Genomic DNA, 15569 nt, shown 5'->3' with positions numbered 1-15569 from the left:
AATCGTCCTCTTTTATAAAGTTCATTTTTATCTCATTTAATTTTCATTTTCTATTCATGATTATAACAGGGTAAAAGTCGCTTGTATAGTGGTTTTTATATAAAAATAGATAAATTATGATATGTTCATTTAATATTTTATTTAAATTTTCATCTAAACTTCATTAAAAATGCCTCATAATCTTCGTGATTATGAGGTATTTTATACTCATACTGTATATTAGCAACAGTTTATTTTTTATATATACTTTTTTTCTGACCTATTTTATAGACTAACTTTACTAAGAGTATACCAATAACAACACCTATTGTATCAATGACAACATCGGAAAATTGAGAGCTCCGACCTGGTGAAAATCTTTGTATAAATTCATCAAGAATAGCTATAGCCATCCCTAGACCAATCGTTTTAAATACGGTTCCATACTCAATATAACGACGTAAGATTGCATATAAAACGCCACCAAGGATTGTAAACTCCGTGAGATGTGCTAATTTCCGAACAATCCTATTTAAAGCCCATATATTTCCGTGAAAGCCTAGATTATGTGCTATGGGAGCTAACTTCTCAGCAAAAATAAGGCTAAACCCATCAGAGGAGCCTCCGTTTTGTAATGAATTATCCCATATAAAAAACACAATTAAACCCAACACGATATATAGTATCCAACGTTTCATAGTACTCTCCTAAACGTCACAATACATATAGCTAAATTAATCGCGGTCAAAAATATCTCTCGTATAAACCTTTTCTTTCACATCTTCTAAAGATGGATCCCAACGATTAGCTACAATAACATCGCTGACGCGTTTAAAATCTTCAAAGTTACGAATCACTGGTGAATTGAAGAAGTCTTCGGCATCAAGAGTTGGTTCATAAACTACAACAGCAATACCTTTAGCCTTGATACGCTTCATAACACCTTGAATGGCTGATGCTCTAAAGTTATCAGAGTTCATTTTCATCGTCAAGCGATAGATACCAACAATTTTAGGATTTTTAGCAATAATAGCATCCGCCACATGGTCTTTACGTGTTCTATTCGCATCAACAATGGCAGAGATTAAATTTTGTGGTACATCATTATAGTTAGCTAATAACTGTTTTGTATCCTTTGGCAAGCAATACCCACCATAGCCGAAGGATGGATTATTATAAAAGTCCCCAATACGAGGGTCTAAACATACACCATTAATGATTTGGCTTGTGCTAAGGCCCCGTACCTCCGCATAGGAATCAAGCTCATTAAAGTATGCCACACGCAATGCTAAATACGTATTAGCAAATAATTTAATAGCTTCTGCTTCTGTGGAATCAGTATATAACTGTGGTACATTTTCTTTAATAGCACCATCAGCTAATAGTTGACCAAAGCGGCGAGCACGATCAGAGTCTTCACCTACAACAATACGAGATGGATACAAGTTATCGTATAATGCTTTACCTTCTCGCAAGAATTCTGGGGAGAAAATCAAATTCTCTGTTTTAAACTCTTCACGCATTTGTACAGTATAACCTACTGGTACAGTTGATTTAATAATCATTACCGCATCAGGATTAATTTCTAAAACAGTTTTAATGACTTGCTCAACAGAAGATGTATCAAAGAAGTTCTTTTGTGGATCATAGTTGGTAGGTGTAGAAATAATTACATAATCCGCACCTTTAAACGCTTCCACAGGATCTAATGTAGCTTTAAAGTTTAATTCTTTAGTGGCTAAATATTCCTGCAATTCCGCATCTACAATAGGTGCTTCCTTGCGATTTAACATATCCACTTTTTCAGGAACAATATCGAGGGCTACTACTTCATTATGTTGTGCTAATAATACACCATTGGAAAGGCCTACATAGCCTGTACCAGCAATTGCAATTTTCATTTATTTGCCCTCCGTCATATAGAAATCTTTATACCATACAGCAAAACGTCTTAAACCTTCTCGCAACGTTGTATTTGGTTTGAAGCCAAAATCTTCTTCTAAGGCGCTCGTATCCGCATATGTAACAGGTACATCCCCTGGTTGCATAGGGACTAATTCTTTATGTTCCTCAAAATTATAATCTTCTGGTAGTACTCCAGCAGATACTAATTCTTCTGAAAGAATGCGTACAAAATCGAGGAGATTTTCAGGATTGCTATTACCAATGTTATAAATAGCATATGGTGGTACTGGCAATCCATCAGCCCCGTTACGACGCTCTGGTGCAGCACACATAACCTTAGAAACGCCTTCTACAATATCATCGATATAGGTAAAATCACGTTTGCAGTTACCGTAGTTAAAGATTTTAATAGTGCCACCATTGCGCAAAGTATTGGTGAATCCGAAGTATGCCATATCTGGACGACCTGCCGGACCGTATACTGTAAAGAATCTAAGCCCAGTGCTCGGAATGTTATAAAGCTTAGCGTAAGAATAAGCTAGCAATTCGTTGGATTTTTTTGTAGCTGCGTATAAGGATACTGGGTTATCTACCTTATGATCTGTAGAGTATGGGATTTGTTTATTCGCCCCATATACGGAAGAAGATGATGCATATACTAAGTGTTCTACGCCACTTTCACCATTGTCATAAGAATGACGACACGCCTCTAATATATTATAGAAACCAATAATATTAGATTCGATATAAGCATCTGGGTTTGTAATAGAGTAGCGAACTCCGGCTTGAGCCGCTAAATTTACAACAACGCGTGGTTTATAAGTAGCAAAAATATCATCAATAAAAGCCTTATCAGCAAGATTGCCTTTTTTGAAAATCCACGTATTTTTATTGCCTTTGCTCATCGCATCGATTTGTTGTAATCGATAATCCTTTAACGCTACGTCATAGTAGTCATTAACAGAATCTATGCCGATAATTTGAGTTCCTTCTGCTTCAGATAAGAGGGACATAACGAGATTAGCCCCTACAAATCCAGCGGCTCCCGTTACAAGGATTACCGTGTTGTTTAAGTCTACATTTTTTGAAAGCATATGTACTCCTTTCATAGTTCTGTTAATTATGAGCGTTTTACTTTACCTAAAACTTTATTAATACCAGAAGTAATAATAGTACGCTCAGATGGAATGATACACAAAATAGCTACATACAATAGAACGCATAACAGCATACAAGCTATCGTCCACAGCACCGTATCATATAGATGTAAAATACTATACGCTAGCGCCCCAACTAACGATGCGGTAATGAGATATACACTAATATTAGATAGTATGCGGAACGCACTCATATTGACGAATAGAGCCAAGAACAACATAGCTACAGCGAGCATTTCCATTCGCACTATAGAGCGAGCATACACAAAGGTAGTAAAATCATATTGAATACAAATATAAATAACTGGTATTAAAACAACTAAATGTAACACTTGAGTCCAGAACGATAGATTTGGCATGCCTTTAGCACGAAATATCTCAGAAATTAGATTCGCTGTAACAGTCATAATAGCTGAGCTCAATGCCCAAGAACCTAAAACGATACCTGCCAATTTCCATTGAGGCCCAAGTAAAAGCTGAACAACAAAGTCTTGGAATACAAATAAACCTACACCTATAGGCACTAAGAATAAGGCCATATAGCGTTGGAATGTAAAGAATGTATTAGAAAAAGCCTGTTGATCATGTTGTACCCTACTTAGGGCTGCAAAAAGCACTGGTGCTAATGATGCTGTAGCCATAGCCATAACAGTTGTTACAATGGCCATCGGCATCTTATAAATACCTAAATAGTACGCATCCAGAAATCGACTGATAATAAAGGTATCTACCCATGCGGTAAGCCAAATGGAAAAGGCTTCCGCCAATGACCATGCACTATAGCTAAACATGTTCATAAAAACACGACCACTAAAGAATAAGCGAATTTGATTTCGTCTACTCTTTAATAAGGCTAATGCTGTAAATAGCTGAGCCCCTAACATACCAGCAATTAAAGACCAGTAATCGTACCCCATGAGCGCCATAGGAATAGATATCACTATAGGTGTCAAAATAGTTATAAGGCGAATATTTAGAAGAAACTTAAAGTTGAAGTCCCGTCTATACAAGGCCATCTGCACACTGCTAAAGGCTGATAGAGGTATCATTGCCCCCATCACAGCCAACGGTATGCCTAAACCATCATTACCTACTAGTACAGCCAATTCATCACGGCCTATTATGATAGCGCCCCATAATAGTAAAGAAAGTACTAGATTGGCAATAAAAGCCACATCTGTGGCCTCTTGCTTTTCTTGGTCACTTTCAAACTCATGCTGTACAAGAAATTTTTGGAATCCCGCATCAGCAAGCATTTCTGCAAAAGAGATAACCATCATAATTGTTGCCAATATACCAAACGCCGTCGGTGCAAGCATATGGGCCAATATTATATTTGTAAGTGGTGTAATAAGCTTTGCTAAAACCTCTGTTATGACAGACCATTTAGCAGCAGCTACAATTTTAGTATCCATTATTTTTTATTAATATTCTTAATGCCTCTTAAGAATAATTCATGATGAGCTTCGCACTCTAAATAGTTTTGTATTGCTAAATAACTTGTAGGCCCCAAAATAAGTTGCATTAATTTTCGTCCAAATAATCCATTTATTGCACGGATAATAAAGGATCTACCTAAAAATTCACGCAAATATCGCTTTACATGAGTATCAGCAAAATCCTTATATGCTTGAGCAACAAAATGAGCATCTCTAATGTTTTCACTTCGCTTTTTATATTCTGTCAATGTTTCAATGGCTTCTGATTCAGTAGCCAAACGGGTGCCCCTTTCGGTACCACGAATTGGCACTTCAGATACAACAAAGGTATCCTTTGTAGCCTCTACACTGATTAATAAGGAATCTTTTACAAACTCCTTATGATGTGTATAGAATTCGGAATTAAAGATAAAGTTACCTTGGCCATAAATAATAGTCCCCTTACCATAGTCCTCACGAGAACCTATACAATGACTATGTTGACAGATTACAAGGTCTGCCCCTTTATCAACAAATTTTCTGCAATATCTTTGTAACATTGGCGATGGATAGCGATAAAACTCCTTACCCCCATGATATAGGACGATAACATAATCACAAGTTTTCTTTAAAGCTTCTACATCATCAAAGCTCTCTAATACATCAAATGGATTAGCCCCCATTGTATGACAAGAAGCAACGGTAAACTCATGTTCTGCACATAGGTAAAAGCCTATACGTATACCTTCTTTTTCAAAGATAAATGGCTTTTTAGCTGCTTTTACATTAGCACCAGCACCTGCATTTTTAATAGCATGCTTTTTTAATAACTCCAGTGTAGTAGTTAATCCTTCTACACCATGATCTAAGGAGTGATTATTCGCCAATGTTAAAAATATAGGTTCTAAAGCCTTATAACCATAGATTGTTTTTGTAGGAGACTTTAAATTATTACCAAATTTATTAATCGGAGTAGATGCATCTGTTAAAGGCACCTCTAAATTAAAAACATTTAAATCAGATTGCTTAAGAATTTCATATAGCTCTTTACCTACTAATGCTTCCCCTTTGCCCTCTTCAAACAAATTTTTATTGATATCCGTAGGAACGAAATCAGCTCCGATGTACAGTTTCAAGATGTAACCACTCCCCTAATTCATAATCTTTTGACATAGGACGAAACGTTTCTAATCCAGCACCAGGGAAAAATGTTAACTCTCCAATAAATAGGCGCCCTTTTATTTCATAAAAATCAACACGTAAGAACGGACAATCCTTACTTAGCTCAGCTGTGAGACGTTTCATCTCCTCATAAGTAGCTGGCTTCGGAAACTCATTAGGTAATGGAGGATAATGACCAAAATGAATCCCCATAGGCTCCCAATTGATATCATAGAAGTTCATACGCGTTCCAGTCTTTGAAAAGCGATCTGAACATACCACAGTTAGCTTTGGTTCTCCATGGAAGGAAAACATCTTATAGTCCAATAAATCATCACTGCCCAATTCTGAAATATATTCTTCTGCTATAATGCGACGCGGTACATTCTGATAAGGCCATTCTCTAGCAATTTTAGAATAATCACGTTTTAGAGATGCACTTAACTTCGCTTTAGCTGCTTCGAAGTCAAAAGATGATTTGTCTTTACAAATTACGATGCCTCCACTATCATGAGTTGACTTCAACACAAATTGATTTGGCAATACATCGATATCGATATCCTCTACGGAATCCCATACAGCAAGTGTAGGAATAATATATTGATTTCCCACACGTTCCGCAATAAACTGTTTTGCTTCATGCTTATCAACCATAATAGTTTGAATAGGATTCCGGTAATTGACTTTTAGCCATTGTAATTTTTCACTGAAAGTTTTAGGATTCTCTAAATCTAAAGGATACCCCATATATTTAGGAAATATCTTCTTTAGAAAATCTTCATCAGATAAGTTATCATAATAGCCTGATTTAATCAGAACTCGAGTACGATAGTAAGGTTTTGTTAAAAAGGACATGCCAACTTTACACAATTTGCTGAGCTTCATTTTTACGTCCCTTCCGAAGCATTTGCACCTCTAAATAAAACAACATCATATAAAAATAAGTACTCTTACTTTCATAAGACACCATGCCCATATCCATTACAATTTGTGAAAGAAATAGAATGAGCACCATTACATATTCATTACTGTGGAAATCACGATAGCGAATTAAGTTATATGCCACATACAAATACATAGAATAATACGCCAATAAACCGATAATACCAGTACCGGCTAATAACTCAATGTAGTTATTGTGAAGGTAGTAATTCTCCTTACCATATAGGAAGAATGTATATACAGATGGATTATTGACACCAACCCCAGTAATAGGAGATTGGTAGAATAAATCCCAACCAATATCCACTAAAGCCATACGAATGATAGTAGATGAGTCACCGCCAGTACCGGCAAAAGCTTCTACCATGCTAGACATACGATCTAATACTTCACCGAACATCGGTAATTGCAATACAGCAACACCTACGATAGTGAGACCTAGTAAAGAACCAATAATTTTAGCAATCGAATTGACTACATTGGCACTGCGTAAGCTTTTAAAAACAAAAAGTAATACTGTACCTGCTACAACGAATACAAGAGCCTTACGACTGCCTGTAGCAGCAAGAATACCTAATGTAGGTAATGCGATAATATGCCACCATCGAGGGCGATCATATAACATGTAATACAAGGTCATTACAATAGCATTAGCGCCCAAAAGACCTACTGTATTCGCATTTAATGCATCATTGGCAATACGTGCCGACGATGATAAGACAGTAATAAAATAATCTAAACCATAGAAATAAACAGTGTAAAAACAAACTATATAGCCTGTCCACATACCAATCTTTAATAATGTATCCACCGATTTTTTATCTTGATAGCACATGTACAAGATGATGAGCATAAAGAATATCTTGACGATGTCAAAACTTCGACTCATAGCTACAGACGTATCTATGGCATTAATCGTACTAAGGTAACAAGCCCCTATAAAGAGCAGCATATAACCATGCATCCAATTGAGCCGTAGCTTAATAACGCCCTGCTCTCTTATAAGATAAAAAATAATGAGCCCAAATAAGCATACAAATAATACATAGGCACCATAGTTCGCCTCGCCAAGGGCAAATGAAATGGTCAACGACAACACTAAAAAGATTAGAGTTATGAACCATATCATGCGGTCAGCAAGAGCCGTTATATTTAACTTCAATGGTTCCCCTCCTTACAACTCATAAAACTTCTAACCAACGTTTTGCGATTTTCCACAATGGGAACTCATCGCGTACTTTGATGGCTTCTTGTGAAAGCTTAGCGGCTAATTCAGGATCTTTCAAGACACTGCGCATAGCTTCATACATAGCCTGTGTATCACCTACAGGTACAAGAATACCATTCTCTCCACTTTTAATTACCATACGAGCACCGCCTACAGGACAGTCTGTAACGACTGCAGGCAAGCCCATGCCAAGGGCCTCTAGCATAGAGTTTGAAATACCTTCAAAGTCAGAAGAGGACACAAACATGGAACAAGGTGCTACTTTTTCTAAAATATTACTAGCAAAGCCTGGTAATAAAATTCTATCCTCTAAATTAAGAGATTTAATTTGACCTCGTAATTCATCTTCTAAAACACCTTGACCATAGATGACAAGTTTATACTCTGGAAACTCGTCCGCTAACATGCTAAAAGCATTGATCATCATAGGCAGGTTTTTTTGAGGATGTAATCGACAGGCTGTAACGATTGTCTTCTCACGCTCTCCCTCAATAGGTGGTGGCAATTTACCATTAATAGGATTTGGAATAATAACACCACGCTTTTGGACAGATTCAGGGAAATAAGAGCGAGCGTCTTCTGTTTGGAATACTAGAGCATCGGCGAATCGGAATGCAAAATTACGCAACGCTTGTTGATGCCAACCGATAGGCACCTTACGCGGATTATTGCGTTCAGAAAAAACGATGCGATTATTTACAAACCAAGAACTAATAGCCAAGATAAAACTCGATGCAGACAAGAACGATAAACATGTAGCATTTGGTCGAGTCTTCAAGATCTTGATTAATTCTTTTATTTCTTGCATAAAACGAATTACTTTATTAGAGCTAGTAGTATGAATTTGGATTTGCTCAATACCTTCCTCTAAAGCATATTCGTTACCATATCGATTAGGGCTTGTTTGGATAACCGTAATATGGTGACCATCATGTATCCATTGACGAGCTAACTCAGTTAAAATTCGTTCAGCCCCATCATTACCAAGGGAGATGGTGACAATAATTATTTCCTTTTTCATAAGCCTTCCTCTTGGATATATTCTGCTAGTCTTACATAGGCTTGTGCCATTGATACCTTAGGCTGCCAGCCTAAAGATTTTAACTTTTTAGAGCTTAAGAACATGTGAACTGTCGGAGCATAACCGAGCCCTTGCACATCTTCTGGAATATCAAAGATAACTTTACTCTTATCATCACTTACATGTGTTGCCACTAAATGAGCAATGCTAGCAATAGAGCGAGTCTCTTCATCATGACATATATTGTATGCTTCTCCTACTTCCCCTGATTTCATAAGGGTTAAGATAGCTGTCAAAGCATCTGTAATATAGCAGTAATTAGACATAGAGTCGCCCTTTGTGTGAAGAACAATATCTTCATGCTTGAGAGCACTCTTAGTGAACTGCATGAATACACGATTATCAGATACAGGAACACCTGGTCCAAAGGTTTGAGCTAGTCGAGCGATAACAACGGGAACGCCATACTCGACCGCATAAGACTTACAATAACATTCGCAGAGTCGTTTACTTTCAGAATAGGAACTACGTACATTTAGGTGATCAAGATAACCTAAGCGTTCCTCAGTCATCACTTGACCTGATTCATAGGGAACGCCATATTGCTCCATGCTGGATAGGTAAACAAGTTTTTTTACCTTTTTATGACGACTTAGCTCAAGCATAGCCTCTGTACCATGGATAGAGGTACGAATTGTCTCTACAGGATGTTCTACAAAAAATTTAGATTGTGTTGGTGCCGCACCATGCAGGATATAGTCACATGGCGTATCGATAGATTCTAATGAGCCATCAATAATAGTAAATGATTCATTATCTAAATGCTCACCAAAAATAGTTTGTGCTTTATCATGGCTTCGCACATGACCAAGCACTTTTAAATCCAAGCCATAAGCTTCATTAGCAAGTATGAGTAGTTTAATAAACATAGAGCCAATAAGCCCTGTTGCACCCGTTACAAGAACGCGTTGATGACGGAGGAAATCAAAGTACTTTTCTTCATGTACTAAAGCCGTTAACTCACGTTGGATAACGGAATTACTCATCTTCTAATCCTCCTAGTTCACGGTTTTTAATAATCCCCGTAAACATATAATAATCGGATGGTGTTGTAATTTTTATATTTTCAGTTTCCCCTAGTACAGGGTATAAAGTGTAACCATAATGCATCATCATCGATGCAGAATCAATGAAATCATGTATTCCATCGTCTTTTGCTCGATCATGAACAGATAAAATATCATCTAATCTAAAGCTCTGTGGAGCCTTAGCCATAAGACATTCATTACGATTTAAAATTCGATTGATGGAACCATCTTGAGTAACCATAATTGTTTCGATAGCTGGAGTAACAGTAATAGCAGAACCCTTAGATTCAACAGATTCAATGTTTCGTTCAATAGTAGCACTATCCACAAGTGGACGAACACCATCATGAATCAACACAGTCACATCTTCATCCGGGATTAAACGCTTAGTCTCAACTAGCCCATTATATTGGGAGCCGAGAGCACTTTCACCGCCGGGTACAATGGACAAAACCTTTTGTAATTTCGCCTTTTCAATTAGTTGCTTTGTATGATCAATCCATTCTGCTTTGCAGGCTAGAACAATACCATCAATAGCCTCTGTTTGTTCAAAAACATCCAAGGTTTGAATTAAAATAGGTCTACCGTTCCATTCTAAAAATTGTTTCGGCGTCTTGCTGTTCTTCATACGAGCGCCTACGCCACCCGCAAAGATTACTGCTATTCGTTTCATAGGCCCTCCTTATGGTTGAGCTTTATTTTGGGCATAATAAATGCCTCTATATTCTTTGTAAGGCGTATGCAAATCAGCAAATGCGGCGTCATGTTTTGCTACACGTTGCTCCACAGGTGGTAATTGCATATAATCGCCCCAAATGAGACGTAAATATCTCTCATACCCTTTCATAACAGGTATTTGATGTCCTTCAAAGTCTTTATAAACGACAGAAGCAAAATCCTCTTGCGGATGTCTTAACTTCATGCCTTTTAAACTACCGATTAACTCAGTACACTCCTTGCTTGTATTGAAATCATATTTAGTCATTTGCTTTTCTGCGAAACGCCAAATATGATAGCGCACGGACTGACTAGAAAAGACCTTATAGATACAGCCTGCTAAGGCACGATACATAGGCCCCTTATTATCCGGTAATCGTTGAGCGTTAAAGAGTGCAAATGTCATAGCCCACATCAACTGCAAAGCACGGCTGATTTTGCCAGGTGCACAGCCGTCAATTGGCATAATCTCTAAGGCTAAACCATGACAAATATCTTCGTGCATACTGTGACGATTAATAAAAGTCGTGTTGTTATCTCGAATAGAAGTGCCTGCATCGTGATAAATATGATGACGATCTGTACGACAATACGTATAACGTTCTGTATCAGCATATTTAGGCCACAACTCTGCTAGTTTTTCATAGTCAGGACGAGGCATAAAGAGATCTAAGTCATCATCCCAAGGGATAAAACCATTATGACGTATAGCCCCAATGAGACCACCGCCACAAAGATAAAAGCGCAAATTATGTTTGTCGCAGAATTCTTTAAAGTACAGCAACATAGTCAGCTCTTTCTCTTGTATTTCCTTTGTCATAGATGTACTCATAGGGACCTCTCTTAACGTAATACAGCTAACACTGTATCTATCATCGTTTTTATATCTTGTAAAAAAGAAAATTCCTTAATACTCTTCAAATTCCAAGCCATCTTGCCTGGTAACACCTCATTGATGTAAACTTCATCTACATTTTGAGCATTTTGTAAAAGCTGATCTTCATCTTTATAGGCAATGCTGGCTACACTCGTTACACCAGCAGGTAACAACAGCGTAGCTTTCATCTCATCCGTATAGGCTGCCACATATCGCGGTACCTCAGGTCTTGTGCCAACAAAGCTCATATCTCCTAAGAGAATGTTGATAAGCTGAGGCAGTTCATCAAGACGACAACTGCGCAGCATATTACCCACCTTAGTAACCCTCATATCATTTTGTGACGTTACTTGAGCACCAAGAGATTCCGCATTTTTTACCATAGTACGGAATTTATAGATACCAAAGGTGCGACCATATTGTGTCACCCGAGTTTGGCGGAAGAAAACCTCACCTTCACTATCTCGTTTGATCATGATGGCTAATACAAGAAATACAGGACTCAATGTAATGAGCATGCCGGCCGCCATAACACGGTCAAAAATGCTTTTACATAAAAGACTTGTTCGTCTTTGATTTAATATTTCAAAGTACGGACGCACCTCTTCACACTGTAACTCTTGGGGTAGATCGTGAAAGTTTTTTACTAGCATTCGGTAATAATCCTTTTAAATGTTTCAATGATATATTGCACTTCTTCATCTGTTAACAACGTGTGAAGTGGCAATGTAATCTCATTCTTAAACTGATCATAAGCATTTGGATAATCATCAATAGTAAAGCCTAAATTCTTGTAAGCCGTATGCATAGGAATTGGTTTATAATGTACATTTGTTGCAATTCCAGCTTCAGCCATAGCTTCAATTACCTTGTTACGGTATTCTGCATCACGTCCATCTAAGCGAACTAAGTACAAGTGACCACTACTTTGATGATCATCAGTATAGTGACTTAATACTGTAACAGGTAGATCTTTTAAACCTGCATCATAAGCTTCGATAATTTCCTTACGACGTGCTAACAGTTTTGGATATCTTTCAAATTGCGCCAAACCAATAGCAGCCATAATATCCGTCATATTACATTTGTAATATGTGCCTTTAATATCGTATTCCCATGCGCCAGCCTTAGTTTTAGCAAGAGCATCCTTATCTTGCCCATGCAAAGACAACAATTGGAATTGTTTATAAATAGTTTCATCATCGTAGCCCTCAATATGGCGCCATGTAGCGCAGCCACCTTCGGCAGTAGTAAAGTTTTTTACTGCATGGAAAGAGAAACTACTAAAGTCCGCTACATTGCCTGTATGCACACCTTTATAGGTTGCACCAAAAGAATGAGCGCAGTCCGCTACGATAGGAATATGACCTAATGCTTTTTGAATATCATTGGCTGGAGTAAAGAGAGATTTCTTGTCCTCTACAATGGAGCGCAAGCGCTCATAATCACAAGGTACACCAGCAATATCTACTGGAATAATAGCCTTTGTCTTTGAAGTAATGGCACGAGCTACTGCATCGTAATCCATTTCATAAGAGTCCTTTTGTGTATCTACAAGCACTAAGGTAGCACCTACATGAACTACAGGACTCGCACTAGCTGTATAGGAATAAGCACTCGTAATTACTTCATCACCAGGACCAATACCTAATACACGAAGAGACATTTCAAGCGCTGCAGTCGCAGAATTCAAGCAAACAGATTTAGGTGTGCCTAACTGTTCGGCAATCTTTTTCTCTAGCTCTTTAGTACGAGGACCAGTTGTAATCCACCCACTTTTTAAGGCTTCAATGACTTCGTTGATTTCTAAGTCGGTAATATCGGGAGGAGAAAAATTAATTTTCATATACATCACCTCAATGCTTTCTGTACCATATTGATACGCTTGATGAATCGATTAGAGTACGAATTAAGTAAGATTATTAAGCATCAATTACGATAGAGCCTAATAGAGGAATGCCTACTTGAGTAAGGCGTTTTTTTGCTTCTATCAAATCTTTTGGGCTTGCTACTTCGTTTCTAACAACGAGCATAACACCATCGGATTTTTCAGCTAATACAATAGCATCAGTAACGGATAATACTGGTGGCGTATCGATGATAACCACATCATATTCATCGCGTACATAATCTAAAATTGTTGGCAATTTACTTGAGTCTACTACTTCAGAAGGATGCTGAACCACTTCACCTGCTGTCAATATATCTAAATGAGGTTGTACATTACGATGAATCGTCAAGTCTTCATCCATCATTACTGCATTAGTAAGACCTTTATTTTGCACATTAAAGGCTAAGTGTTGTACTGGATTGCGTAAATTACCGTCAATCAGTAATACTTTATTATTGTTTTTAGACAAAGCTAATGCAGTATTAGCGGCTACTTCAGAAGTGCCTTCACCGCTAGTAGCGGCTGTAATACAGATAAGCTTACATTTTTGTTGATTACATACATATTGTAAATTGCTACGCAATGTACGATATGCTTCTACGAGTGCTGTATCACCACGTTCATTAGAAATTAGTCTGATCATATTAACCTCTCACTTTGCGCAACAATGCTACGATACGATTACTAGGTTCTTCGTATTCTTTCTCTTCGTGATTTGGAATCACACCTAAGTTTTCAATGCCAAGAACATCATTGATTTCTTGTACAGATTGAACTTTGCGATTGCAGAAGAATTGGCCCAATGTGTAGAGGCAACCAAGGATGAGGCCTAAAATTGCAGAGCCTAATAGAATGAGAACTTTACGCGGAGCAATTGCTTTTTCTGGCAATGTAGGAGCATCTACGATTTGAACTTCATTTGGCACCATCACCTCTGCTACCTTTGCTTCTTCTAAGCGAGTGGATAACATTTGGTAGATATCTTGTGCCACATCTACATCGCGTTTTGCTTGGATATAGCCACGTTCTTTTTCAGGCAAGCCTTTCATAGCTTCTTCGTTTGCTTTATCAAGTTCAGCTAATGTAGATTGTTTACCTTGAGCTACTGCAAGAGCGGCTTCATTTCTAAATTTATCAGCTAACAAACCTTGTTGTGCAGAGTTGCTAGAAGGTGCTTGTTGAGACGCAATAGCGTTAATTTCTGCATTCAGACCACTCTTAGCTTCTTCAATTTGTTGGTTAATTTCTTTCATCGCAGGATGTTCATCAGTATATTTACCAACATAAGAAGCCTTACGAGATTCAAGATCCGCTAATTGACCTTTGTAAGCTTGAACTGTAGCACTATCAGCGATACTTTTACCAGCAGAACCCAATTGTTCATTGATACTGCCTAATGCAGCTTGTGCCGTTTCTAAATCAAGTTGATTTTGCGCTTTTTCACGATCGATAAGTGTAATCTTATCTGTTAAGCCTTTCATTTGATCGGCTGTGGAGTAAACTTTGTTGTCAACTTGGAATTGTTGTAATTTCTTTTCTGCTTGTTCCAATTCAGTTTTAGCAGTTACAACACGTTTTTGTAAAAATTCACGAGTAGCACGTTGTTCAACATGAGAAATTTCAGCAAGGCGCTTCAAGAAGTTATCAATTAGCAATTTATTAGCTTCTTGAGCTTGTTCAGGACTTTTGCCTGTTACGCTCACTTGTAACAACTCAGTTTCCTTGTATGGTTTTGTTTCAATACGCGTTTTAACAAACTCTTCGTATGTCGGCGCATTTCCTGTCCCTTCAGGATCTTCAATAGCAGCAATAACTGGTTCTACTACATTACGGCTTTTTAAGATTTCTGCATCTGTGTTCATCAATTGACGAGACATAGCGTCAGAATAGCCATTGGAACTTGATAATACAGAATTGCTTAAGCCTTGAGCCTGCTTAATGCGCAACATAGATGTAGATTGATACGTAGATGGCGCTAGAAAACCATAGGCACCACCTAGTACCATGCAGGCTACCGTAATATTGATAATTTTACGGCGCTTCTTAACGAGGACTTTACCTACCTCTTTTAAATCGATAATTTGTTCCACCCATATACCCCTTTCTGTGAAAGTATACAAACAACAGGGTCTCTCCCTCTAAGGATTGTGAACTGTGTCTATCTCTCTCAAGCAAAGCACAATGT

At 37.7% G+C, this 15569-nt stretch carries 15 protein-coding genes; all 15 read right to left on the bottom strand.

Translation table 11 applies throughout. From position 1 onward, the window contains the following. Positions 1–230: 230 nt before the first annotated feature. The gene (locus tag KH364_RS00155; protein ID WP_009372125.1) at positions 231–677 is read right to left on the bottom strand and encodes a VanZ family protein; all 447 of its coding nucleotides are present in this window, start codon (positions 675–677) and stop codon (positions 231–233) included. A gap of 36 nt (positions 678–713) precedes the next feature. Further along, the gene (locus KH364_RS00150; protein WP_273297835.1) at positions 714–1880 is read right to left on the bottom strand and encodes a nucleotide sugar dehydrogenase; all 1167 of its coding nucleotides are present in this window, start codon (positions 1878–1880) and stop codon (positions 714–716) included. Further along, positions 1881–2978 (bottom strand): NAD-dependent epimerase/dehydratase family protein, encoded by a 1098-nt coding sequence (locus KH364_RS00145; RefSeq protein ID WP_273297834.1) that lies wholly within the window; start codon positions 2976–2978, stop codon positions 1881–1883. 26 nt (positions 2979–3004) lie between these two features. Beyond that, positions 3005–4456 (bottom strand): lipopolysaccharide biosynthesis protein, encoded by a 1452-nt coding sequence (locus KH364_RS00140; protein ID WP_273297833.1) that lies wholly within the window; start codon positions 4454–4456, stop codon positions 3005–3007. Then, on the bottom strand, positions 4456–5595 hold the full coding sequence (locus KH364_RS00135; protein WP_009372137.1) for a CapA family protein: 1140 nt from the start codon (positions 5593–5595) through the stop codon (positions 4456–4458). Before KH364_RS00135 ends, KH364_RS00140 begins: the two co-directional genes overlap by 1 nt. After that, complete coding sequence (locus KH364_RS00130; protein WP_273297831.1) at positions 5573–6505, bottom strand: ATP-grasp fold amidoligase family protein; 933 nt, start codon at positions 6503–6505, stop codon at positions 5573–5575. Before KH364_RS00130 ends, KH364_RS00135 begins: the two co-directional genes overlap by 23 nt. Beyond that, positions 6483–7724 carry an O-antigen ligase family protein gene (locus KH364_RS00125; RefSeq protein WP_273297830.1) on the bottom strand — a complete coding sequence of 414 codons (1242 nt, stop codon included), beginning with the start codon at positions 7722–7724 and terminating at the stop codon, positions 6483–6485. Before KH364_RS00125 ends, KH364_RS00130 begins: the two co-directional genes overlap by 23 nt. A gap of 19 nt (positions 7725–7743) precedes the next feature. Continuing rightward, complete coding sequence (locus KH364_RS00120) at positions 7744–8811, bottom strand: glycosyltransferase (protein ID WP_273297829.1); 1068 nt, start codon at positions 8809–8811, stop codon at positions 7744–7746. Next, positions 8808–9857 (bottom strand): NAD-dependent epimerase/dehydratase family protein, encoded by a 1050-nt coding sequence (locus tag KH364_RS00115; RefSeq protein ID WP_273297828.1) that lies wholly within the window; start codon positions 9855–9857, stop codon positions 8808–8810. Before KH364_RS00115 ends, KH364_RS00120 begins: the two co-directional genes overlap by 4 nt. Beyond that, the gene (locus KH364_RS00110) at positions 9850–10572 is read right to left on the bottom strand and encodes an IspD/TarI family cytidylyltransferase (RefSeq protein ID WP_265137465.1); all 723 of its coding nucleotides are present in this window, start codon (positions 10570–10572) and stop codon (positions 9850–9852) included. Before KH364_RS00110 ends, KH364_RS00115 begins: the two co-directional genes overlap by 8 nt. Positions 10573–10581: 9 nt before the next feature. Continuing rightward, positions 10582–11448, bottom strand: a complete 867-nt coding sequence (locus KH364_RS00105) for a LicD family protein (protein WP_273297827.1) — start codon at positions 11446–11448, stop codon at positions 10582–10584. An 11-nt stretch (positions 11449–11459) separates the two neighbouring features. After that, complete coding sequence (locus KH364_RS00100) at positions 11460–12146, bottom strand: sugar transferase (RefSeq protein ID WP_265137467.1); 687 nt, start codon at positions 12144–12146, stop codon at positions 11460–11462. Continuing rightward, entirely contained in the window at positions 12140–13339 is a 1200-nt protein-coding gene (locus KH364_RS00095) for a DegT/DnrJ/EryC1/StrS family aminotransferase (RefSeq protein ID WP_273297824.1), read from the bottom strand. Before KH364_RS00095 ends, KH364_RS00100 begins: the two co-directional genes overlap by 7 nt. Before the next feature lie 76 nt (positions 13340–13415). Next, complete coding sequence (locus tag KH364_RS00090; RefSeq protein ID WP_273297823.1) at positions 13416–14027, bottom strand: CpsD/CapB family tyrosine-protein kinase; 612 nt, start codon at positions 14025–14027, stop codon at positions 13416–13418. A 1-nt stretch (position 14028) separates the two neighbouring features. Continuing rightward, positions 14029–15474 (bottom strand): GumC family protein, encoded by a 1446-nt coding sequence (locus KH364_RS00085; protein ID WP_105097832.1) that lies wholly within the window; start codon positions 15472–15474, stop codon positions 14029–14031. Positions 15475–15569 lie beyond the last annotated feature (95 nt).

It is taken from the genome of Veillonella sp. oral taxon 158 (assembly GCF_018376515.1).
GTDB classification, from domain to species: domain Bacteria; phylum Bacillota; class Negativicutes; order Veillonellales; family Veillonellaceae; genus Veillonella; species Veillonella rogosae.
This window is presented reverse-complemented; position numbering and strand designations above follow the sequence as displayed.

Coding starts and splice junctions, on each gene's coding strand:
- KH364_RS00155 (WP_009372125.1), bottom strand. CDS start 677: ATGAAACGTTGGATACTATATATCGTGTTGGGTTTAATTGTGTTTTTT.
- KH364_RS00150 (WP_273297835.1), bottom strand. CDS start 1,880: ATGAAAATTGCAATTGCTGGTACAGGCTATGTAGGCCTTTCCAATGGT.
- KH364_RS00145 (WP_273297834.1), bottom strand. CDS start 2,978: ATGCTTTCAAAAAATGTAGACTTAAACAACACGGTAATCCTTGTAACG.
- KH364_RS00140 (WP_273297833.1), bottom strand. CDS start 4,456: ATGGATACTAAAATTGTAGCTGCTGCTAAATGGTCTGTCATAACAGAG.
- KH364_RS00130 (WP_273297831.1), bottom strand. CDS start 6,505: ATGAAGCTCAGCAAATTGTGTAAAGTTGGCATGTCCTTTTTAACAAAA.
- KH364_RS00120 (WP_273297829.1), bottom strand. CDS start 8,811: ATGAAAAAGGAAATAATTATTGTCACCATCTCCCTTGGTAATGATGGG.
- KH364_RS00115 (WP_273297828.1), bottom strand. CDS start 9,857: ATGAGTAATTCCGTTATCCAACGTGAGTTAACGGCTTTAGTACATGAA.
- KH364_RS00110 (WP_265137465.1), bottom strand. CDS start 10,572: ATGAAACGAATAGCAGTAATCTTTGCGGGTGGCGTAGGCGCTCGTATG.
- KH364_RS00105 (WP_273297827.1), bottom strand. CDS start 11,448: ATGAGTACATCTATGACAAAGGAAATACAAGAGAAAGAGCTGACTATG.
- KH364_RS00100 (WP_265137467.1), bottom strand. CDS start 12,146: ATGCTAGTAAAAAACTTTCACGATCTACCCCAAGAGTTACAGTGTGAA.
- KH364_RS00095 (WP_273297824.1), bottom strand. CDS start 13,339: ATGAAAATTAATTTTTCTCCTCCCGATATTACCGACTTAGAAATCAAC.
- KH364_RS00090 (WP_273297823.1), bottom strand. CDS start 14,027: ATGATCAGACTAATTTCTAATGAACGTGGTGATACAGCACTCGTAGAA.